The sequence below is a fragment of the uncultured Croceicoccus sp. genome (genome assembly GCF_947496385.1).
GTDB lineage: Bacteria > Pseudomonadota > Alphaproteobacteria > Sphingomonadales > Sphingomonadaceae > Croceicoccus.
Map to the genome: position 1 here is coordinate 133,495 of NZ_CANMCP010000004.1, position 19,855 is coordinate 153,349.

General features: G+C 64.6%; 20 protein-coding genes. 16 read left to right on the top strand and 4 right to left on the bottom strand.

The genetic code is table 11. The annotated features are described in order from the left end of the window. Positions 1-2: 2 nt before the first annotated feature. Positions 3-1,199: an acetyl-CoA C-acyltransferase gene (locus Q0897_RS08305; RefSeq protein WP_299308816.1), complete on the bottom strand. Its 1,197-nt coding sequence runs from the start codon at positions 1,197-1,199 to the stop codon at positions 3-5. A gap of 91 nt (positions 1,200-1,290) precedes the next feature. Continuing rightward, positions 1,291-1,743 carry an Lrp/AsnC family transcriptional regulator gene (locus Q0897_RS08310; RefSeq protein WP_299308817.1) on the bottom strand — a complete coding sequence of 151 codons (453 nt, stop codon included), beginning with the start codon at positions 1,741-1,743 and terminating at the stop codon, positions 1,291-1,293. 208 nt (positions 1,744-1,951) lie between these two features. Here Q0897_RS08310 and Q0897_RS08315 point away from each other — a divergent pair, with 208 nt between their 5' ends. The 11 genes from Q0897_RS08315 (at position 1,952) to Q0897_RS08365 (ending at position 13,304) form a co-directional block, all read left to right on the top strand. Further along, entirely contained in the window at positions 1,952-3,229 is a 1,278-nt protein-coding gene (locus tag Q0897_RS08315; RefSeq protein WP_299308818.1) for a thiamine pyrophosphate-dependent enzyme, read from the top strand. Positions 3,230-3,246: 17 nt separating this feature from the next. Then, positions 3,247-4,260, top strand: coding sequence for an alpha-ketoacid dehydrogenase subunit beta (locus tag Q0897_RS08320; protein WP_299309098.1), 1,014 nt, complete (start codon positions 3,247-3,249; stop codon positions 4,258-4,260). Continuing rightward, on the top strand, positions 4,260-5,618 hold the full coding sequence (locus Q0897_RS08325; RefSeq protein WP_299308819.1) for a dihydrolipoamide acetyltransferase family protein: 1,359 nt from the start codon (positions 4,260-4,262) through the stop codon (positions 5,616-5,618). Before Q0897_RS08320 ends, Q0897_RS08325 begins: the two co-directional genes overlap by 1 nt. Before the next feature lie 89 nt (positions 5,619-5,707). Further along, on the top strand, positions 5,708-6,394 hold the full coding sequence (gene gpmA, locus Q0897_RS08330) for a 2,3-diphosphoglycerate-dependent phosphoglycerate mutase (protein ID WP_299308820.1): 687 nt from the start codon (positions 5,708-5,710) through the stop codon (positions 6,392-6,394). Positions 6,395-6,404: 10 nt separating this feature from the next. Next, on the top strand, positions 6,405-6,893 hold the full coding sequence (purE, locus tag Q0897_RS08335; protein WP_202087049.1) for a 5-(carboxyamino)imidazole ribonucleotide mutase: 489 nt from the start codon (positions 6,405-6,407) through the stop codon (positions 6,891-6,893). Further along, the gene (locus Q0897_RS08340; RefSeq protein ID WP_299308823.1) at positions 6,883-7,968 is read left to right on the top strand and encodes a 5-(carboxyamino)imidazole ribonucleotide synthase; all 1,086 of its coding nucleotides are present in this window, start codon (positions 6,883-6,885) and stop codon (positions 7,966-7,968) included. Before purE ends, Q0897_RS08340 begins: the two co-directional genes overlap by 11 nt. Then, positions 7,965-8,462, top strand: a complete 498-nt coding sequence (locus Q0897_RS08345; protein ID WP_299308824.1) for a dihydrofolate reductase — start codon at positions 7,965-7,967, stop codon at positions 8,460-8,462. Before Q0897_RS08340 ends, Q0897_RS08345 begins: the two co-directional genes overlap by 4 nt. 31 nt (positions 8,463-8,493) lie before the next feature. Continuing rightward, positions 8,494-9,420 (top strand): bifunctional riboflavin kinase/FAD synthetase, encoded by a 927-nt coding sequence (locus Q0897_RS08350; RefSeq protein WP_299308825.1) that lies wholly within the window; start codon positions 8,494-8,496, stop codon positions 9,418-9,420. A gap of 61 nt (positions 9,421-9,481) precedes the next feature. After that, positions 9,482-12,313 (top strand): isoleucine--tRNA ligase, encoded by a 2,832-nt coding sequence (gene ileS, locus Q0897_RS08355; RefSeq protein ID WP_299308827.1) that lies wholly within the window; start codon positions 9,482-9,484, stop codon positions 12,311-12,313. After that, a complete protein-coding gene (lspA, locus tag Q0897_RS08360; RefSeq protein ID WP_299308828.1) occupies positions 12,310-12,834 on the top strand; it encodes a signal peptidase II in 525 nt (174 codons plus the stop codon). Before ileS ends, lspA begins: the two co-directional genes overlap by 4 nt. Before the next feature lie 56 nt (positions 12,835-12,890). Beyond that, a complete protein-coding gene (locus Q0897_RS08365; RefSeq protein WP_202087042.1) occupies positions 12,891-13,304 on the top strand; it encodes a DUF3035 domain-containing protein in 414 nt (137 codons plus the stop codon). 42 nt (positions 13,305-13,346) lie between these two features. Here the strand turns inward: Q0897_RS08365 and Q0897_RS08370 are convergent, their stop codons facing one another. Further along, the gene (locus Q0897_RS08370) at positions 13,347-14,687 is read right to left on the bottom strand and encodes a hemolysin family protein (protein WP_299308829.1); all 1,341 of its coding nucleotides are present in this window, start codon (positions 14,685-14,687) and stop codon (positions 13,347-13,349) included. A 205-nt stretch (positions 14,688-14,892) separates the two neighbouring features. Here Q0897_RS08370 and Q0897_RS08375 point away from each other — a divergent pair, with 205 nt between their 5' ends. Further along, positions 14,893-15,570, top strand: a complete 678-nt coding sequence (locus Q0897_RS08375; protein ID WP_299308830.1) for an OmpA family protein — start codon at positions 14,893-14,895, stop codon at positions 15,568-15,570. A gap of 15 nt (positions 15,571-15,585) precedes the next feature. Here Q0897_RS08375 and Q0897_RS08380 read toward each other — a convergent pair whose 3' ends face one another. Then, positions 15,586-16,380: a 3'(2'),5'-bisphosphate nucleotidase CysQ gene (locus Q0897_RS08380; protein WP_299308831.1), complete on the bottom strand. Its 795-nt coding sequence runs from the start codon at positions 16,378-16,380 to the stop codon at positions 15,586-15,588. Between the two features lie 260 nt (positions 16,381-16,640). Here Q0897_RS08380 and sucC point away from each other — a divergent pair, with 260 nt between their 5' ends. The 4 genes from sucC (at position 16,641) to Q0897_RS08400 (ending at position 19,849) form a co-directional block, all read left to right on the top strand. Beyond that, complete coding sequence (gene sucC, locus Q0897_RS08385) at positions 16,641-17,840, top strand: ADP-forming succinate--CoA ligase subunit beta (protein ID WP_299308832.1); 1,200 nt, start codon at positions 16,641-16,643, stop codon at positions 17,838-17,840. 71 nt (positions 17,841-17,911) lie between these two features. Further along, positions 17,912-18,661, top strand: a complete 750-nt coding sequence (locus tag Q0897_RS08390) for an electron transfer flavoprotein subunit beta/FixA family protein (protein ID WP_299308833.1) — start codon at positions 17,912-17,914, stop codon at positions 18,659-18,661. Beyond that, positions 18,658-19,587 carry an electron transfer flavoprotein subunit alpha/FixB family protein gene (locus tag Q0897_RS08395; RefSeq protein WP_299308835.1) on the top strand — a complete coding sequence of 310 codons (930 nt, stop codon included), beginning with the start codon at positions 18,658-18,660 and terminating at the stop codon, positions 19,585-19,587. The genes Q0897_RS08390 and Q0897_RS08395 overlap by 4 nt, the downstream gene beginning before the upstream one ends. Before the next feature lie 73 nt (positions 19,588-19,660). Next, a complete protein-coding gene (locus tag Q0897_RS08400; RefSeq protein WP_299308837.1) occupies positions 19,661-19,849 on the top strand; it encodes a DUF1289 domain-containing protein in 189 nt (62 codons plus the stop codon). Positions 19,850-19,855: the final 6 nt, after the last annotated feature.

Consider the following 19,855-nt stretch of genomic DNA (forward strand, 5'->3'; position numbering starts at 1 on the left):
GTTCACAACATCTCGAACGCCATGGCGGTTGCCTCGCCGCCGCCGATGCAGATGCTGGCGACGCCGCGCTTCAGCCCGCGGTTCTGCAACGCGCCGAGCAGGGTCGCGATAATGCGCGTGCCCGATGCGCCGATCGGATGGCCCAGCGCGCAGGCGCCGCCGTTCACGTTCAGCTTCTCCCGCGCAATGCCCAGCTCCTTCTCCGCGATCAGCGCGACCACGGCAAAGGCCTCGTTCACCTCGAACAGATCGACATCGTCCACGCTCCAGCCGATTGTCTCCATCAGCTTGCGCGTGGCGTGAACAGGCGCAGTCGTGAACGATTCCGGTTCGTGCGCATGGCTGGCATGGCCGACGACGCGCGCGACCTGCGTCATGCCCATCGCCTCGGCCGTGCTGGCCCGCGTCATCACGAGCGCCGCCGCACCGTCGGAAATGGAGGAGGCATTGGCCGCCGTCACCGTGCCGCCGTCGCGGAACGCGGCCTTGAGCTTGGAAATGCGGGAAATGTCCGCCTTGAACGGTTGCTCGTCGGTTTCGACGACGGTTTCGCCCTTGCGCGTCTTCACCGTGACGGGGGTGATTTCTCGGTCGAACGAACCATCCTCGCACGCCTTTTTCGCGCGGGTGAGCGAGGAAATCGCGTATTCGTCCTGCGCCTCGCGCGTGAACTGGTATTTTTCGGCGGCATCTTCGGCAAAGGTGCCCATCAGCCGGCCGGTGTCATACGCATCCTCCAGCCCGTCGAGGAACATGGAATCCTTCACCACGTCATGGCCGACGCGCGCGCCCCCGCGATGCTTGGGCAGGATATAGGGCGCGCCCGTCATGCTCTCCATCCCGCCGGCGACGATGACCTGCCCGGTCCCGGCCAGCAGCGCATCATGCGCCATGATCGCGGTCTGCATCCCCGAGCCGCACATCTTGTTGACCGTGCTCGCGGGGACATGGGTGCCGAGACCCGCATGGATCGCCGCCTGCCGCGCGGGCGCCTGTCCCAGCCCGGCGGGCAGGACGCAGCCCATGATGACCTGATCGACGTTTTCGCCCGAGATCCCGGCGCGTTCGACGGCGGCACGCACCGCCGCGGCGCCGAGGTCGGTTGCCTTCATCCCGCCGAGGCTGCCCTGCAATCCGCCCATCGGCGTGCGGGCATAGCTGGCGATGACGACGGGGTCGTTCCGGTCTTGGTCGGTCATGGTGTCAAACCTTGTATCTGGTGTCCGCTCGCAAGGGTGCGAGACGTTTTGGTGTTCGCTCACACGAGTGCGAGACGACGGGGTTGGCGCCTCAAATAGGAAGCCGGCTGGTCAGTTTAACCCGCCGCATCGCAAAGCTGGAATTTACCGACGAAACCCCCGGCAGATGAACCAGCGTCTTCTTGAGATATCGTTCATATTCCTCGATCGAGCCGGTAATCACGCGCAGAACGTAATCGCTTTCCCCGCCGACCAGAAAGCATTCGACGATATTGGGCAGGCTCTGCACGGCACTTTCGAACGCGTCGAGCGTTTCTGAATCATGCCGCGACAACCGTATATTGGCAAACACATCGACGCCCAGCCCGAGCTTGCGCTCGTTGAGGAGGAGGCTGCGTCCGCGAATGACGCCGTCCTCTTCCATGCGCTTCAACCGCCGCCAGCACGGCGTGTGCGACAGCCCGACGTGTTCGGACAGGGCATTGATGGACAGGTCGGGGTCGGCCTGCAGCGTTCGCAATATTTTCCAGTCAGTCTCATCCATAATGGCGCGCGCCTTGCATCATGTTGCGCTGCAGCGCAATGCGATTGATGTTTGGCGTCCCTTATTGGGATAGAATTCCTCTGCGATGCGATTATGGGGCAAAGAAAGGAAAGATATACCGCAGATTGCCGTGTAATTTTTTCGCAAAGCACGCGCCCCGCGGCCCGCACCGGGCGGGCGCGCGCACATAGCCGCAAGGATGCCGATTTTGCCCGATTCGAACCTGTCCAGATCCAACCTTCCCCCGCTCAGCCTCTATATCCCGGAACCGCCCGCGCGCCCCGGCGAGGAGGTCAGTTTCGAGCATGTCGACAGGGGCGAGCCGGGCGCGGTGCGCCGTCCCGACAGCGCCGAGACGGAAAAGGAGATGCGCGATCTTCCCTACAAGCTGATCCGCGTATTGGATGACGATGGCAATGCGGTGGGACCGTGGAACCCGATGCTGGGCGCCGACACCTTGATCAAGGGGTTGCGCGCGATGATGCTGACCCGCGTGTTCGACGATCGGCTGTTCCGCGCGCACCGGCAGGGCAAGACCAGCTTTTACATGAAGAGCACGGGCGAGGAGGCGATTTCCGCCGCCCAATCGCTGGCGCTGGACAAGGGGGACATGTTTTTCCCGACCTATCGTGCGCTCGCCTGGCTGCATGCGCGCAACTATCCGCTGACCACCTTGTGCAACCAGATCTTCTCCAATGCGGAGGATCCGCTCGCGGGTAAGCAATTGCCCATTTTGATGTCGGCGCGCGATTACGATTTCTACTCGATTTCGGGCAATCTGGGCGTGCGTTTCGCCCATGCGGTGGGTTGGGGCATGGCGTCGGCGTACAAGGGCGGGCGCAATATCTCATTGGGCTATGTCGGCGACGGCACCACGGCGGAGGGCGATTTCCACGAGGCGATGACCTTTGCCGGCGTGTTCAAGGCGCCGACGATCCTGTGCATCACCAACAACCAATGGGCGATTTCCAGCTTCGCCGGGTTTGCGCAGGCGGAACAGACGCCGTTCGCGGCCAAGGCGCTGGCCTATGGCATGCCGGGGCTGAAGGTGGACGGCAATGATTTCCTCGCCGTGTGGGGCGCGACGCAATGGGCCGCCGAACGCGCGCGGACCAACAATGGCCCGACGCTGATCGAATTCTACACCTACCGGGCGGAGGGGCATTCCACCTCCGACGATCCGACGAAATACCGGCCCAAGGACGAAGCGTCGAAATGGCCGCTGGGCGATCCGGTCGAACGGTTGAAGGACCACCTCATCGGCCTGGGCGAATGGGACGAGGACCGCCATGCGGCCCTCGTCGAGGAATTGAAGGAAAAGGTCCGCGTCGCGGTCAAGGAAGCCGAAAAGATCGGCACGCTGGGACAGTCGAAGCCGCCCATCGACGAAATGTTCGAGGATGTGTTCGAGGAAATGGACTGGCGCCTCAAGGAACAGAAGCGCGAATTGCTGCACCGGCGCGGCCTCGATGGAAAGAAAGGCTGACCATGGCTAGCAAACGCATGAACATGATCCAGGCGCTCAATTCCGCGCTGGATGTCACGATGAGCCGCGACGAGGACGTCCTCGTCTTTGGTGAGGATGTCGGCTATTTCGGCGGCGTGTTCCGCGTCACCGAGAAATTGCAGGAAAAGCACGGGCTGCAACGCTGCTTCGACGCGCCACTGACCGAGGGCGGCATCATCGGCGCGGCGATCGGCATGGGCGCCTATGGCCTGCGCCCGGTGCCGGAAATCCAGTTCGCCGATTACATCCTGCCCGCCTATGACCAGCTGGTGAGCGAGGCGGCGCGGCTGCGCTACCGCTCCAACGGCGAATTCTGGGCGCCGATCACCGTGCGCACCCCCTATGGCGGCGGCATTTTCGGCGGGCAGACGCACAGCCAGTCGCCCGAGGCGATCTTTGCCCATGTGACGGGCCTGAAAGTCGTGATCCCGTCGAACCCCTATGATGCGAAGGGGTTGCTCATCTCCTCCATCGAATGCGACGATCCGGTCGTGTTCCTGGAGCCGAAGCGCCTGTATAACGGTCCGTTCTACGGCCGCCCGGACGAGGAATTGAAGACCTGGGCCAATTCCGACCACGTCGGCGCCGACGTGCCGGAGGGGCATTACGACGTGCCATTGGGCCGGGCGTCGATCGTGCGCGAAGGGACCGAGGCGACCGTGCTGGCCTATGGCACCATGGTCCATGTGGCGGAGGCGGGCATCGCCGATTCGGGCGTGGATGCGGAGCTGATCGACCTGCGCTCCATCGTCCCGCTCGACATCGATGCGATCACGGCATCGGTGCGGAAAACCGGCCGCTGCATCATCCTGCACGAAGCGTCGCGTTATGCCGGGTTCGGGGGCGAATTGTCCGCGCTGGTGCAGGAACGCTGCTTTGACTATCTGCGCGCGCCGATCGCGCGGGTGTGCGGATACGACATGCCCTATCCCCATGCCTTCGAATGGGATTATTTCCCCGGACCGGTGCGCCTGTCCGAAGCCTTGAAATCCGCCGTGGAGTATCGCTGATGGGTCGTTACAAGTTCCGCCTGCCCGACATTGGCGAAGGCGTGGCCGAGGCCGAGATCGTCGAATGGCACGTGAAGCCCGGTGACGAGATCGCCGAGGACGACCCGCTGTGCGACGTGATGACCGACAAGGCGACGGTCGACATGACAACGCCGGTCGGCGGCAGGATCATCGCCATCAATGGCGAGGTCGGCGAGATGAAGGCGGTCGGCAGCGTGCTGGTCGAGATGGAGATCGAGGGCGCCGGCAATGCCGGCGACGACGCCCCGGCCGAGGCCGCATCGGAACCGGCGGACGGTGGCAGCGATTGCAAGGACAGCGATCGCGAGGACAGCGGCGAGGAGGACGGCGACCACGTGCCCCAGGCGGGCGACCCGGCTCCCGAACCTTCGCCCAAAGCCCCGGCCGACGCGCCGAAGCCCAACCCGGCCCCCGCCCCGGCACCAACGCCCGCGCCCCGTGCCAAGGTAACGCCCGCTCCGACGAGTTCCAGCGGAAAGCCGAACTTCGCCCTTGCCGCCCCGGCCACGCGCCGCCGCGCGGCAAAGCTCGGGCTCGACCTGGCCAAGGTGCCGGGCACGGGCCGCAACGGGCGCGTCACCCCAGAGGATATCGAGGCCTATCTCGGCAGCGGGGGCGACAGCCGCTATACCGTGCGCGACGCGGTCGAGGAAAAGAAGATCATCGGCCTGCGCCGCAAGATCGCCGACCGCATGGCGGAGGCGAAGCGCAACATCCCGCACATCACCTATGTCGAGGAATTCGACCTTACCGAGCTGGAAAAGCTGCGCGCCGCGATGAACGAGGACCGCGACGAGGGGCAGCCCAAGCTGACCATCCTGCCGTTCTTTGTCCGCGCGCTCGTCCGCGTGCTGCCCGATTTTCCGCAGGTGAACGCGCATTTCGACGATGCGAACGGCATGTTGCAGCAATTCGGCGCGGTGCATGTCGGCATCGCGACGGCGACCCCCAACGGGTTGATGGTGCCGGTCGTGCGCAATGCCGAAACGCTGACCGTGTGGGAAAGCGCGGACGAAATCGCGCGCCTTTCCACCGCCGCGCGCGACGGCACCGCCGGGCGGGAGGAGCTGTCGGGTTCCACCATCACCATCACCTCGCTCGGCCCGCTGGGCGGCATTACCACCACGCCGATCATCAACCGGCCCGAGGTCGCGATCATCGGCCCGAACAAGCTGGTCGACCGGCCCGTGGTCGACGGCAGCTTCATGTCGGTGCGCAAGATCATGAATGTGTCCTGCGGCTTCGATCACCGCATCATCGACGGATATGAGGCCGCCCTGTTCGTGCAGAAGATGAAGCGCCTGCTCGAACATCCCGCGCTGATCTTCATGGATTGAGCGCGATAAGCGCCGGGCGCACTTTTCAAACCGCGCCCGGCTCGCTAGGGCCACGGGTGCAACGAATTTTTTCAGGAGCACCGGTAGCCTTGTCCAGCCTGATCCTCGTCCGTCACGGCCAGTCGCAGTGGAACCTCGAGAACCGTTTCACCGGATGGTGGGACGTGGACCTCACCGACAAGGGCGAGGCGGAGGCCAAGGCCGCGGGCGAGCTGATGATGGCGAAGGACATGCGTCCGACCGTCGCCTTCACCTCGTTTCAGACGCGCGCGATCCGCACGCTTCACATCGCGCTGCAGGCGGCGGGGCGGCTGTGGATCCCGGAAACGAAGGACTGGCGCCTCAACGAACGCCATTATGGCGGGCTGACCGGGCTGGATAAAAAGGAAACGGCGGAGAAGCACGGCGAGGAACAGGTGCATCTCTGGCGCCGCAGTTTCGACACCCCGCCCCCGCCGATGGCGCGCGGCGGGCTGTTCGACCTGTCCGCCGACGATCGCTATGCCAACATCCCCGTGCCCGACGCCGAAAGCCTTAAGGACACGATCGAGCGCGTCGTCCCCTATTACCGCGAGGCGATCGTGCCGGTGATGGAGGCGGGCGAAACCGTCATCATCTCCGCCCACGGCAACAGCCTGCGCGCGCTGGTCAAGGAATTGTCGGGCATTCCCGACGACGAGATCACCGGCCTCGAAATTCCGACCGGAAAGCCGCTTGTCTACCCGGTGGAAAACGGGCGGGTGTCGGGCGAACGCTACTTTCTCTCCGACGGCTGAGGCAGGGGCAATGGCGGCACCGGTGGCAATCGTGATGGGCAGCCAGTCCGACTGGCCGACGATGAAACATGCCGCGGACGTGCTGCACGATCTCGCGGTGGATACCGACGTGCGCATCGTGTCGGCACATCGCACGCCCGAACGCATGTTCGATTTCGCGAAGGGCGCCGCCGATGCAGGGATCAAGGTCATCATCGCGGGCGCGGGCGGGGCGGCGCATCTTCCGGGCATGATCGCATCGATGACGCATCTCCCCGTGCTGGGCGTGCCGGTGCAGTCGCGCGCGCTGTCGGGGCAGGATTCGCTTCTCTCCATCGTGCAGATGCCCGGCGGCGTCCCCGTCGGCACGCTCGCCATCGGCGAAGCCGGCGCGAAGAACGCAGGGCTTCTCGCCGCCTCGATCCTGTCGCTTGGCGATGCGTATCTTGGCGATCGGCTCAAAGCCTGGCGCCAGATGCAGAGCGATGCCGTCGCGGAGCGTCCGACCGATGCCGGATAAGCGCGTGGCCATCGCGCCGGGCGCGACGATCGGCATGCTGGGCGGTGGGCAGCTTGGTCGGATGATGGGCGTCGCGGCGGCGCAGCTTGGCTATCGCTGTCACGTCTTCGCGCCGGACGATCCGTGCGTGGCGGCCGAAACCTGCGCCGCGTTCACGCCTGCCCCGTTCGAGGATGAGGACGCGCTCGCTCGCTTCATGAACGCGTGCGACGTCGTGACCTATGAATTCGAGAACGTGCCGGTCGGTCCGCTGGCCGCGGTGGAGGGTGCACCCTTGCGCGCGCCGATCCGTGCGCTCGAAATCGCGCAGGACCGCTTGGCGGAGAAGCGTTTCGTGGCCGATCTGGGCGGAACGCCCGCCCCCTTCATGGCCGTGGACGACGAGGCGGATTTCACCCGCGCGATCGAACGGATCGGCACGCCCGGCATCGTGAAGACCCGCCGCGACGGCTATGACGGCAAGGGGCAGTGGCGCATCATGTCGCCCCGCGATGCGGAGGATGCGGACCTGCCCGCCGATACGCCGCTCATCTACGAAGGTTTCGTCGATTTCCTCGCCGAATTCTCCGTCATCCTCGTGCGCGGGATGGATGGGGAGATCCGGTACTGGGACAGCGCCGAGAACGAGCATAGCAGCGGCGTCCTCGCGCGCTCCACCGTGCCGGCCCGCCCGGACATCGCCGCGCAGGTGCCGGCGGCGCGCGAATTGTCGGCAAAGGTGGCGGAGGCGCTGGGCTATATCGGCGTGCTCACGCTCGAATTCTTCGCGACGGCGCAGGGGCCGGTGTTCAACGAAATGGCGCCGCGCGTGCACAATTCCGGCCACTGGACCATCGAAGGCGCGCGCACGAGCCAGTTCGAAAATCACATCCGCGCGATCTGCGGCCTGCCGCTGGGCGATACGGCGACGATCGTGCCGGGCGTGGTGATGGACAACCTCATCGGCGAACAGGCCAATGGCTGGGCCGGGGTGCTGGCCGACCCTGCGAATCACCTGCATCTTTATGGCAAGGATGTGCGGGAGGGACGCAAGATGGGCCATGTGACGCGGCTGATCCTGGATGCGGCGGCGTGACCGGGCCGGAGCTTTTTCTCGTGGCTGCGCGGGCCGACAACGGGGTGATCGGCATCGACAATCGCCTGCCGTGGCATATCCCGGCGGATCTCGCCCGGTTCAAGCGGCTGACCATGGGATCGCCGATGATCATGGGGCGCACGACTTTCGATTCGCTGCCCGGCATATTGCCCGGCCGGCGGCATATCGTGCTCACCCGTCAGGACGGCTGGCAGGCGGAGGACGACGATGTGGAGGTGGTCCACGATCTCGACGCCGCGATCCACCGCGCCAATGCCGCGCGCATCGCGGTAATCGGCGGAGCAGACGTGTTCGCGCAGGTCATGCCCCGCGCGCGCCGGATCGAACTCACCGAAGTGCATGCCGATTTTGCCGGCAATACGCACATGGCCGCGCCCGATCCCGCCGTATGGGAGGAAACCGCGCGGGAGGATCACGCGGCCGAGGGAAAACGCCCGGCCTACAGCTTCGTCACGCTGAAACGCCGGGGTTGAGCGGCTCGCCCCGTTCCTGCACAGACGCGCGATGATCCGCCTCGACGCCCGTGAACCGATGCCCGACGCGCTTGCCGGCGCGACGATGGCGCTCGGCAATTTCGATGGGGTGCATTCGGGCCACCAGGCCGTGATCGGCACCGCCATCGCCGACGCGCGCGCAAATGGTCGCCCGGCGATCGTCGCCACCTTCGATCCGCACCCGGTCCGCTATTTTAAGCCCGACACGCCGCCCTTCCGCCTGACCACGCTGGATCAGCGGGAAGAGCTTTTCGCCGCGCTCGGCGCCGATGCGATGGTGGTGTTCGCGTTCGACCGGGCGCTGGCCACCACCACGGCCGAGGATTTCGTGGCCAACCTCCTCGCCAGCCGCCTCGCCGCCCGATGCGTCGTGACGGGAAGCGATTTCACCTTCGGCAGGGGGAGGCGCGGCGATGTCGCGGCGCTGCGCACGTTGGGCGCCACAGTGGGCATGGACGCGATCACGGTCGAACCCGTTACGAATGGCGAACAGATCGTATCGTCGAGCCGTATCCGCGAGGCTTTGACTGCCGGCGATCCCCGGCTCGCCGCCCGGCTGCTCACCCGTCCGTTCGCCGTGCGCGGCACGGTGCGGCACGGGGACAAGGTCGGGCGCACCATCGGCTATCCCACCGCCAATCTCGACCTCGGACAATATTTGCGTCCGCGATACGGCATTTACGCGGTGACCGGGCGGCTACCCGACGGGCGCGTTTTGCAGGGGGCGGCCAATGTCGGCATCCGCCCCAGCTTCGACCCGCCGAAGGAACTGCTCGAGCCTTTTTTCTTCGATTTCGCCGAAGACCTCTATGGTAAGGAGATCGAGGTCGCCTTTCACCATTTTCTCCGGCCGGAGGCGAAGTTCGACGATCTCGACGCGTTGGTCGCGCAAATGGCAAAGGATTGCGACCGGGCGCGCGCCTTGTTGAACGGGTGAAGCGGGGCGCGACGTCGAACCGGCTTTATCCGCGCGCCATTTCGGTTTAACGCGCCGGACGATGACCGAAAAGCGCGACTATAAAGACACGGTGTTCCTGCCGAAGACCGATTTCCCCATGAAGGCCGGCCTTCCACAAAAGGAGCCGGGCATTCTGGCCGGGTGGCAGGATGCGAATCTCTACGACACGTTGCGCGATGCGCGGCGCGGGCGGGAAAAATTCATCCTGCACGACGGCCCGCCCTATGCGAATGGGGACATGCATATCGGCCATGCGCTGAACCATGTGTTGAAGGACATGGTCGTGCGCACGCAGACACTGCTGGGCAAGGACGCGCCCTATGTGCCGGGCTGGGACTGTCACGGGCTCCCGATCGAGTGGAAGGTCGAAGAGCAGTATCGCAAGAAGAAGAAGAACAAGGACGACGTTCCGCGCAAGGAATTCCGCGCCGAATGCCGCGCCTATGCGCAACACTGGGTCGATGTGCAGCGCGATCAGCTGAAACGGCTGGGCACGATGGCGGATTGGGACAAGCCCTATCTCACCATGGATTACGAGGCCGAGGCGACGATCGTCACCGAGCTGCTGAAATTCGCCGAATCGGGGCAATTGTACCGCGGCGCGAAGCCGGTGATGTGGTCGCCGGTTGAAAAGACCGCGCTCGCCGAGGCGGAGGTGGAGTATGAGGACATCACCTCGACGCAGATCGACGTGGCGTTCGAGATCGTGGAATCGCCGGTTGCGGAGCTCGTCGGTGCGCATGCGGTGATCTGGACGACGACGCCCTGGACGATTCCGGTGAACCAGGCTTTGGCGTTCGATCCCGACAGCGAATATGTGGCATTTCCTCACGAGGGTAAGCGCTACGTTTTCGGACGACGTCTCTACAGTCACATGGCGAAGGCGCTTGGCATCGAAGAAAGCGTTATTGTCGATTGGCTTGATAAGACGGTCGGTGAAGCCAAGCCGGACGAATGGCTGACATCGGAAACGCTCGCCGGCACCAAGGTTCGCCACCCCATGTACCATCTCGGCGGGTTCTATGCCGAGCCGCGTCCGATGCTGCCCGGCGATTTCGTCACAATGGATTCCGGCACCGGCCTCGTCCACATGTCGCCCGACCATGGCGAGGACGATTTCGAGCTGTGCAAGGCCTATGGCATCAATCCGAAATTCGTGGTCGAGGCCGATGGCCGCTATCGCGAGGACTGGCTCTGGCTGCCGCGCACGGACGAACGCAGCGCATCGGTCATCAATCCGAAGTTCAACGCCCCCGACGGCCCGATCTGTTCGGATTTGCGCGATGCCGGTGCCCTTCTTTCGGTCGGAAGCTACGAACATTCCTACCCGCATAGCTGGCGCTCGAAAGCGAAGATCATCTATCGTTGCACGCCGCAATGGTTCGTGCCGATGGACAGGGAGCGCGCCGACGGCACCACGCTGCGCGCGACCGCTCTGACCGCATTGGACGACACCCGGTTCGTTCCGGCCAAGGGTCGTAACCGTATCGGTTCGATGGTGGCCAACCGGCCTGACTGGGTGCTGTCGCGTCAACGCGCATGGGGCGTGCCGATCACGCTGTTCGTGAATCGCGAAACCGGCGAATATCTCGTCGATCCGGCCGTCAACGCACGTATCGTGGCGGCCATTCGCGAAAACGGCGTCGATGGCTGGGACGAGGAAAACGCAGCCGCCCTGCTCGGTCCCGATTACGATCTCGACGATTACGAGCGGGTTGCCGATATTCTCGACGTGTGGTTCGACAGCGGGTGCACCCATTCCTTCGTCCTGGAATCGGGCAAATGGCCGGATCTCACCTGGCCCGCCGATCTCTATCTGGAGGGGAGCGACCAGCATCGTGGCTGGTTCCAGTCGTCCCTGCTCGAAAGCTGCGGCACGCGGGGCCGTGCGCCCTATGACGCGGTGCTGACCCATGGCTTTACCATGGATGGCAAGGGCGAAAAAATGTCCAAGTCGAAGGGCAACACGATCAGCCCGCTCGACCTGATGCGCGATTACGGCGCCGACATCATCCGCCTGTGGGCGCTTTCGGTCGATTATACCGAGGATCACCGCATCGGTCCCGAAATCCTGAAGGGTGTCGGGGATCAGTATCGCCGCCTGCGCAACACGTTCCGCTACCTGCTCGGCGCGTTGTCCGATTATGCGGAGGAAGAGGCGCTGCCCGTGTCCGAATTGCCGGAGCTGGAACGATACGTTCTCGCGCTGTTGGCGAAGCTGGATGCGAAAATGCGCCGGGCGGTCGATGATTTCGAGTTCAACGATTACAACCGGGCGCTCGTCGATTTCTGTAACGAGGATCTCTCCGCGTTCTTCTTCGATATTCGCAAGGACAGCCTGTATTGCGACGCGCCGACCGATACGCGCCGCCGCGCCTATCGCACCGTGCTGGACATGCTGTTCCACGCGCTGGTGCGCTATGCCGCGCCGGTGCTGGTCTTCACGGCGGAGGAGGTGTGGCAGACCCGCTTCCCCGACGAGGACAGCGTGCATCTGCTCGAATGGCCCGGAATCGATCCGGCATGGGACGATGCCGCGCTGTGCGAACGCTGGGCCGCGTTGCGTGAATTGCGCGAGGACGTGAACGAGGCGATCGAACCGCTCCGCCGGGAAAAGACCATCCGATCCAGCCTCGCCGCAGAGGTCCGCGTGCCCGCCGATGCGGTGCCCGCCGGATTTGACGATGGCGATCTTGCCGAATTGTTCATCACCGCGACAGTGGAACGCGGGCAGGACGACGCTGTGCAGATCACGCCCACCGACATGGCCAAGTGCGGCCGTTGCTGGCGCCATCTTCCCGATATGGCGGAAGACGGCGACCTTTGCGCGCGCTGTGACGACGTGGTCGGCGATACGGAGGATGCCGCGTGACGCAGGCGCCTGTGCAGTCTGTCTGGCGCCACCGGACCACCGGCCTTGCCATCGCAGCCGGGATCGCGCTCGTCGATCAGCTGGTGAAGCTCTGGCTGCTTGGCCCGATGCGGCTGCGCGAACGCGGGGTGATCGACATCGTGTCGTTCTTCGACCTGCGCTATGCCGAAAATCGCGGCATATCCTATGGTTTCCTGACCGCCGACAGCCTGGAGAGCCGGATCCTGCTGTTCGGGATGACCGGGTTGATCGCGCTGGGCGTGCTGATCTGGATGCTGCGGGAAAAGCGGTTCGGCGATATTGTCGCGCTGGCGCTCGTGCTCGGCGGGGCGGTCGGTAATATCATCGACCGACTGCGCTTTACCTTCGTGGTCGATTATGCCGATCTGCACTTCGGCACGTTTCGCCCCTTTGCCATTTTCAACCTTGCCGATGCGGCGATTACAGGCGGCGTGGTTTTGCTGCTCGCCCGCTCGCTGCTAATACGGGACAAGCCGGAGGACAGCGCGGCGGCCGCATGATGGCCTGCCGCGTCGCTTATTCACAACTGGCCGCCACGGCCCGGAGACGATACCCAATGCGCAAATTTTCCGCTCTCGCCGTTCTGGCCGCGCTGCCCATGCTGGGCGGTTGCGGTGCCGGACTGAACCTGTTCGACCGCGATGCCCCGGACGAGATGATCGTCGCGCGACAGGCGCCGCTGGCTCTCCCGCCAGATTTCACGCTCACCCCGCCCGAACCCGGCGCCCCCCGCCCGCAGGACCCGTCGAGCAGTCAGCAGGCGTTGGAAGCGATGTTCGGCGGCCCGGCGAGCCGGAGCGGCGTGGAAAGCACGGCGATCTCGCGCGCCGGCGCGTCCGATGCGGGCATCCGCTCCTCGGTCGGGGATACGGCCACGAACACGGTCGACAAGGGCGTCGTCACCCGCGACATCATCGCCGCGCCGCAGGGCGACGGCGGCGAGGCGCAGGCGGTCATTCCCGAAGGCTGATCGATGGCATGATGTCCGGCGGGCGGTTCCGCCGGACCTTGCTCACACCTCGCCCGGATCGCCGTCCGACATCGCGTCGGGCGGCGCGGGCACTTCGCAGCTGACCAGCAGCTTGTCGATGCGGCGCCCGTCCATGCCGACGATTTCGAAGCGCCAGCCCTGATCCGTGAAATGCTCACCCTCTGTCGGCAGGCGCTTCATCACCCAGAGCGTGAATCCCGCCAGCGTGGCGAATTCGCGATCCTCCGGCACCTCGATGCCGAGAAATTCGGGCAGGCGGTCCACCGGCAATGCGCCGGACAGCAGCAGCGACCCGTCCTCGCGCTCCACCACCATCGGATCGTCGCCCTCGTCCGCGTGGCTCACGAAATGCCCCACCAGCGCGGACAGCAGGTCGGCCGGCGTCACGATCCCCTCGAACTGCCCATATTCGTCGTGCACCAGCGCCATGGCGACGTCGCCGCGCTGCATGATGCGCAGCGCGTCGAGCGCATCGACCTGGTCCGGGATCACCTCCGCCTTGCGCATGATGCGGGAGATATTGGGACGGCGTCCTTTCATCAGCACGGCCATCGCCTCGCGCACCTTGATGACGCCGATGATGTTTTCAACCGACCCCTGCCCCACCGGGAGCAGCGAATGCGGCGATCTGTTGATGACGGCGCGCAGATCGTCGATGCTCGCCCGCCGGTCGACCCAGTCGATCTCGGTCCGCGGCGTCATCAGCTCGCGCACCGGACGGTCCGACAGGCGCAGCACCTCCGACATGATGGTGCGCTCGGCCTCCTCGATCGCGCCGGACCGCGTCGCCTCCGATATGATGAGGTGAAGCTCGTCTGCGGTGACACCCGATTCGCCGCTTCCCCGCAGGCCGAGCAGGCGCAGCAGCACATCCGTCGAGCGGTCGAGCAACCACACCAGCGGCAGCGCGATCCGCGCCAGCAACGCCATCAGCGGCGCGGTCAGCATCGCGATCCGCTCCCGCCCGCGCAGCGCGATCTGTTTCGGCACCAGCTCGCCCACGATCAGGCTGAGATAGGTGGTGAGCGCGATGACGAGGATGAAACCCGCCTCGTCCGCGATATTCGCCGGAATGCCGAGCAGGGCCAGCCGCTCCCCGACCGGATCGCCGAGACTCGCCCCGGAATAGGCACCCGCGACAATCCCGATCAGCGTGATGCCGATCTGCACCGTGGACAGGAACTTGCCCGAATCGCTGGCCAGCGAAAGCGCGACGCGCGCCGACTTGCTGCCCTCCTGCGCCATCCGACCGAGCCGGGCCGGGCGTGCCGACACGATTGCGAGTTCCGACATGGAGAACACACCGTTGAGCAGGATCAGCCCGACGATGATGAGAAGATCAGTCCAGGGGAAGGGGGACAAGCCGGGCGCCTTTGGCCAGAACGGGGGTGGAATTCGGAATTCGGGTGATAGCGCCCTTTCCCCCCGCGCGGCAAGCGCCGCGATGGCGGTCGCGATACGGAACCGGGCGCATGTTCCGCGCGTTATAATTGCCAATAGTCGCCCGAACCAATTTTTCGAAGATGTTGTCACTCAACCGCCCGGGCGCGTCAAAGAGGATATTTACATGGCCAAACGCTATTTCACCACCGCCGTTGCCGCTGTGTCGCTGATCGGTCTTGCCGGCTGCGTTACCGATCCCAACACCGGGGAGCAGAAGGTTTCCCGCACCGTTCTGGGCACTGCGGGCGGCGCGGCGGCGGGCTATTTGCTCGGTGGGATCATCGGCGGAAAGACCGCGCGCATCATCGGCGCGGGCGTGGGCGGCGTGGCCGGCGGCGCGGTGGGCTACACCATGGATCAGCAGATCAAGGAATTGCGCGAACAGACCGCCGGCACCGGTGTCGACGTGCGCGAGGACGGCGATTCGATCCTCGTGAACCTGCCGAACGGCGTGACCTTTCCCGTCGACAGCTACACGATTCAGCCGCAGTTCCGCAGTACGCTGGATTCGATCGCGCAATCGCTGCGCACCTATCCCAACAGCCTGATCGACGTGTACGGCTATACCGATTCGACCGGCTCCGACAGCTATAACCTGCAATTGTCGAAGCAGCGCGCCGAGGCCGTCGCGAACTACCTCATACAGCAGGGCGTACCTGCGGCCCGCATCGCGTCGCAGGGATTTGGTGAGACGAATTTCGTCGCATCGAACGACACCGAGGCTGGCCGCGCGCAGAACCGCCGCGTCGAGCTGAAGATCATTCCCATCAGCCAGGAAGAAGTCGACGCCGCGCGCAACTGATCGCGGGCATTTCCGTTACGAAGGGCGGGCCCCGGCAGACAGCCGGTCGGCCCGCTCCTTTATATGGGCGAGTGCGGGGGCATGGATACCGGGCGCAGTGACCAGCGCGCCGAACGCCCGCGGGTCGCGCTTGTTATAGGCAAAGGGCTGGCCAAAGGCGTCGGTGACGATGGCGCCCGCCTCTCTTGCAATAAGACCGGCGGCGCCGATGTCCCATTCATAGCCCCAGCGCAGCGTCGCGACGAGATCCGCCTCCCCCGCCGCGACCATCGCGATACGCAGCGCGATGCTGTTGGGCTTGTCGACCATGGTGAAGATCCGGTCGATCTTGGGCAGCGCATCGACGGGAACCCGCGCACCGACAAGCGATTCGCGCCGCCGCACGCGCAGGGCCGCCCCGTTGCGCGTCGCCCCCTTCCCCGCCTCCGCAGACCATGATTCGCCGCGTGCCGGGGCCTGCAATCGGGCGAGGAGCGAGCGGCCCGCGCTGACCAAGGCGACGGAAATGGCCCATCCGCTTCGCCCGCGCAGGAAATCGCGCGTGCCGTCGATCGGATCGACCAGCCAGATCAGACCATCGGCGATGCGATCGGGCGCATCGGCCGTTTCCTCCGAAAGCCAGCCCGCCGCGGGAAGCAGGCGCGCCAGTTCCTCCCGCAAGAAAGCGTTTACGGCGATATCGGCCGCGCAAACCGGTGTATTATCGTCCTTTTTCCAGCGTTCCGGCGCATGGCCGGCCCCCGGCCACATGGCCATGGCGATACCGCCTGCCTCCTCCATGATCCGGTCGAGGCGCGTCTGGTCGATCATAGGCGTTCTGCATTCGCTTTTGTCATCATTCGCCCCTTATCGTCCGGCGTTGAACATGGCGCCGCCAGCCTTCCACTCTTTGCAATCGCATCGCATTTGCGCATTGCGCCCTCACCAAAGCGGCAGCAGCCCTTTTCAAGCGTGCAATGCTATGCTTTACGCAAATGCAAAATGCGAGCCATGGCTGCAAAATGCGGGACATGGATGCAAAAAGCGGGCAACCGCGCCATCAGACTCACTCTAGACGATAGGGACCGTCCATGAATATCCATGAATACCAGGCTAAGGAACTGCTCGCGGACTTCGGCGTCGGCATCCCCGCCGGCCATGCCGCGCTTACCGTCGAGGAAGCGGTCGAGGCGGCCAAGAAGCTGCCCGGACCGCTCTATGTCGTGAAGGCGCAGATCCACGCCGGCGGCCGCGGCAAGGGCAAGTTCAAGGAACTCGATGCCGATGCGAAGGGCGGCGTCCGCCTCGCCAAGAGCATCGACGACGTGCGCGCCGATGCCGAAGACATGCTCGGCAACACGCTCGTCACCGTGCAGACCGGCGACGAGGGCAAGCAGGTCAACCGCCTCTACGTCACCGATGGCGTCGACATTGCCGAGGAATATTACCTCGCCCTGCTCGTCGACCGCGCCAGCGGCCAGGTCGCCATGGTCGTGTCGACCGAAGGAGGCATGGATATCGAGGACGTCGCGCATTCGACGCCGGAAAAGATCACGACGATCACCATCGACCCGGCGCAGGGTTTCATGCCGCACCACGGGCGCGCGGTGGCCTTCGCGCTGAAGCTGGACGGCGACCTCAACAAGCAGGCGCAGAAGCTGTCGAAGCAGCTTTACGAAGCGTTCATGGCGCTCGACGGCGAGATGCTGGAAATCAACCCGCTGGTGGAAACGAAGGACGGCAAGCTGCTGGTCCTCGACACCAAGATGAGCTTTGACGGCAACGCGCTCTATCGCCACCCCGAGGTGGAGGAACTGCGCGACGAGACCGAGGAAGACCCCGCCGAGGTCGAGGCGAGCAAGCACGATCTCGCCTATATCAAGCTCGACGGCAATATCGGCTGCATGGTGAACGGCGCCGGCCTCGCCATGGCGACGATGGACATCATCAAGCTAAACGGTGCGTTCCCGGCCAATTTCCTCGACGTCGGCGGCGGCGCCACGACCGAAAAGGTGACCGCGGCGTTCAAGATCATCCTGTCGGATCCGGCGGTCGAGGGCATTCTGGTCAATATCTTCGGCGGGATCATGAAGTGCGACATCATCGCCGACGGCATCGTCGCGGCGGCGAAGGAAGTGAACCTGTCGGTGCCGCTGGTCGTTCGCCTCGAAGGGACGAATGTCGAGAAGGGCAAGGAAATCCTTGAAAATTCGGGGCTTCCCATCGTGTCGGGCGACAATCTGGGCGACGCAGCGGAAAAGATCGTCGCGCAGGTCAAAAAGGCCGCGTGAACCATTTGCGGGGCGGTGTGTTATGACCATACCGCCCCTTTGAATTTCTATGAAACTTGGGAGACAAGCGCATGAAGGCTCTCGTACCCGTAAAGCGGGTGATCGATTATAACGTGAAACCGCGGGTGAAATCCGACGGTTCCGGCGTCGATCTCGCGAATGTGAAGATGAGCATGAACCCCTTCGACGAAATTGCCGTCGAAGAAGCAATCCGTTTGAAGGAAGGCGGCAAGATCGAAGAGATCGTCGCCGTATCCATCGGCCCGGCAAAGGCGCAGGAAACGCTCCGCACCGCGCTCGCCATGGGTGCCGACCGCGCGATCCTGGTCGAAACCGACGACGATGTCGAACCGCTGGCCGTGGCGAAGATCCTCAAGGCAATCGCCGCCGAGGAAGAGCCAGGCCTCATCCTGCTCGGCAAGCAAGCGATCGACGACGATTCCAACCAGACCGGGCAGATGCTCGCCGCGATGATGGAACGGCCGCAGGGCACCTTTGCCAGCAAGGTCGAGATCGACGGCGATGCCGTGACCGTCACGCGCGAAGTGGACGGTGGCCTCGAAACGGTGAAGCTCACGCTTCCCGCCATCGTCACCACCGACCTGCGCCTGAACGAGCCGCGCTACGCTTCGCTGCCCAATATCATGAAGGCGAAGAAGAAGCCGCTCGATACCAAGACGCCCGGCGATTACGGGGTCGACACCGCGCCGCGCCTCGCCGTGACCAACGTATCCGAACCGCCGGTGCGCCAGGCAGGTGAAAAGGTCGAGGACGTCGACGCGCTGGTTGCCAAGCTGAAGTCCATGGGAGTTGCGAAATGAACACGCTCGTCCTTGCCGATCATGACAATTCCGAACTGGGCGATGCGACGCTCGCCACCGTCACCGCCGCGGCGAAGCTGGGCGATGTGACCGTTCTGGTCGCGGGCGCCGGTTGCGGCGCGGTCGCCGATGCCGCCGCGCAGGTCGCCGGCGTGTCGAAGGTGCTCAAAGCCGATAATGCCGCATATGAGCATCAGCTGGCCGAAAACGTCGCGCCGCTGATCGCTGGTTTGATGGAAGGGTTCGACGCGTTTCTTGCCCCCGCCACCACCACGGGCAAGAACATCGCCCCGCGGGTCGCCGCGATGCTCGACGTGATGCAGATTTCCGACATTCTTTCGGTCGAGGGGGACAAGAGCTTCACCCGTCCGATCTATGCCGGCAATGCCATCGCCACCGTCGAATCGAGCGATCCGAAGCTGGTCATCACCGTGCGCGGCACCGCCTTTGAAAAGGCGGAAGCGACCGGCGGATCCGCCAGCGTCGAGGATGCGAGCGGTCCCGGTGACGCCGGCCTGTCGAGCTTTGTCGGGCAGCAGCTCGCCGAGAGCGACCGGCCCGAACTGACCAGTGCGAACATCATCGTGTCGGGCGGACGCGCGTTGAAGGATGGCGAAACCTTCGAGAAGATCATCATGCCGCTCGCCGACAAGCTGGGCGCTGGCGTCGGTGCCAGCCGCGCGGCCGTCGATGCGGGCTATGTCCCCAACGATTACCAAGTCGGCCAGACGGGCAAGATCGTCGCGCCCGAGGTGTATTTCGCGATCGGTATCTCCGGGGCGATTCAGCATCTTGCGGGCATGAAGGATTCCAAGGTCATCGTCGCCATCAACAAGGATGAGGATGCCCCGATCTTTCAGGTTGCCGACATCGGTCTCGTCGCCGATCTGTTCGATGCGGTGCCGGAACTGACCGGGAAGCTCTGAACCCTGTTCCAAGATAAGCGGGAAACCCCCGGCCGCGACATGCACGCCGGGGGTTTTTCATGAAGGCCCCTCGATGACGATCCCCTCGCCCTGCCGGAAGGTCTGTACGTTCGACGACGCGGGCGAATGGTGCACGGCTTGCGGACGCACGCTGGACGAAATCGCACGATGGGCGATCCTTGCACCGGGGGAGCGAAAGGCGATCATGGCGCAATTGCCAGCACGGCTCGATCGAGTGTCGGGAGAACGGCCGGGGCCTTGACGCGGA

Coding starts and splice junctions, on each gene's coding strand:
- purE (WP_202087049.1), top strand. CDS start 6,405: ATGGCGGCACCGGTGGCAATCGTGATGGGCAGCCAGTCCGACTGGCCG.
- Q0897_RS08320 (WP_299309098.1), top strand. CDS start 3,247: ATGAACATGATCCAGGCGCTCAATTCCGCGCTGGATGTCACGATGAGC.
- Q0897_RS08395 (WP_299308835.1), top strand. CDS start 18,658: ATGAACACGCTCGTCCTTGCCGATCATGACAATTCCGAACTGGGCGAT.
- Q0897_RS08365 (WP_202087042.1), top strand. CDS start 12,891: ATGCGCAAATTTTCCGCTCTCGCCGTTCTGGCCGCGCTGCCCATGCTG.
- Q0897_RS08390 (WP_299308833.1), top strand. CDS start 17,912: ATGAAGGCTCTCGTACCCGTAAAGCGGGTGATCGATTATAACGTGAAA.
- Q0897_RS08305 (WP_299308816.1), bottom strand. CDS start 1,199: ATGACCGACCAAGACCGGAACGACCCCGTCGTCATCGCCAGCTATGCC.
- Q0897_RS08350 (WP_299308825.1), top strand. CDS start 8,494: ATGATCCGCCTCGACGCCCGTGAACCGATGCCCGACGCGCTTGCCGGC.
- sucC (WP_299308832.1), top strand. CDS start 16,641: ATGAATATCCATGAATACCAGGCTAAGGAACTGCTCGCGGACTTCGGC.
- Q0897_RS08310 (WP_299308817.1), bottom strand. CDS start 1,743: ATGGATGAGACTGACTGGAAAATATTGCGAACGCTGCAGGCCGACCCC.
- Q0897_RS08325 (WP_299308819.1), top strand. CDS start 4,260: ATGGGTCGTTACAAGTTCCGCCTGCCCGACATTGGCGAAGGCGTGGCC.
- ileS (WP_299308827.1), top strand. CDS start 9,482: ATGACCGAAAAGCGCGACTATAAAGACACGGTGTTCCTGCCGAAGACC.
- Q0897_RS08380 (WP_299308831.1), bottom strand. CDS start 16,380: ATGATCGACCAGACGCGCCTCGACCGGATCATGGAGGAGGCAGGCGGT.
- Q0897_RS08375 (WP_299308830.1), top strand. CDS start 14,893: ATGGCCAAACGCTATTTCACCACCGCCGTTGCCGCTGTGTCGCTGATC.
- Q0897_RS08340 (WP_299308823.1), top strand. CDS start 6,883: ATGCCGGATAAGCGCGTGGCCATCGCGCCGGGCGCGACGATCGGCATG.
- Q0897_RS08400 (WP_299308837.1), top strand. CDS start 19,661: ATGACGATCCCCTCGCCCTGCCGGAAGGTCTGTACGTTCGACGACGCG.